Source organism: Methylobacterium sp. E-041 (assembly GCF_022829665.1).
In the GTDB taxonomy this organism is placed as follows: domain Bacteria; phylum Pseudomonadota; class Alphaproteobacteria; order Rhizobiales; family Beijerinckiaceae; genus Methylobacterium.
This window is the reverse complement of sequence record NZ_JAKSYQ010000033.1, coordinates 1-541: the sequence shown is the minus strand read 5'-3', so window position 1 is coordinate 541 and position 541 is coordinate 1. Positions and strand designations below refer to the sequence as shown.

Annotated in this window: 1 protein-coding gene; it reads right to left on the bottom strand. The window is 66.2% G+C overall.

All coding sequences use genetic code 11. The features are described from left to right. Positions 1-163: 163 nt before the first annotated feature. Positions 164-541, bottom strand: a 378-nt coding sequence (locus MKK70_RS01825) for a hypothetical protein (protein WP_243945567.1), incomplete at its 5' end; no start/stop codon positions are given.

Here is a 541-nt window from a genome sequence, read left to right as displayed (position 1 = left end):
CAGCTCGGCATCGAGCAGGTGATGGGCGCCCTGCAGAACATCCGCCAGGCGAGCCAGCAGACCGCCGCCGGCACCCGCGAGGTCGAGGCGGCCTCGGCCAACCTCACCGAGCTCGCAGGAGCCCTCATGGCCCTCGCCGAGCGCTACCGGCACTAGGCGCCTTTCAGCCCCTGTCTCGATGCCTGGGGCTGCGAACACCCGGTTGCTCGGTTCTCTCTATGAGGCCACGGGCCTGCGCGATGAACAGGTCGATCTGTACCAGCCCTTGAACGATCGCGACGATGAGATTGGCGTTCGCAACATCGATATGAGGTAGCCTACTCGTTTCCCGGCTACGCAGGTCGGAGAGCAACGCCGTCATTTCATCCCGCCGTAGCCGCAGGTCTGCGAGGATCACCTCGGCCCGCGCCGCCTGCAGGCTCGTAGCTTGGCCCCCGGCCAGGAGCGCTACGGCGGCGACATCGATCCGAGCGAGAGCCGATTGCTCAGCCCCCTTCGGGCGCAATGGAATGATCTCTCTGCTCATCGTCCCGCATCCGCT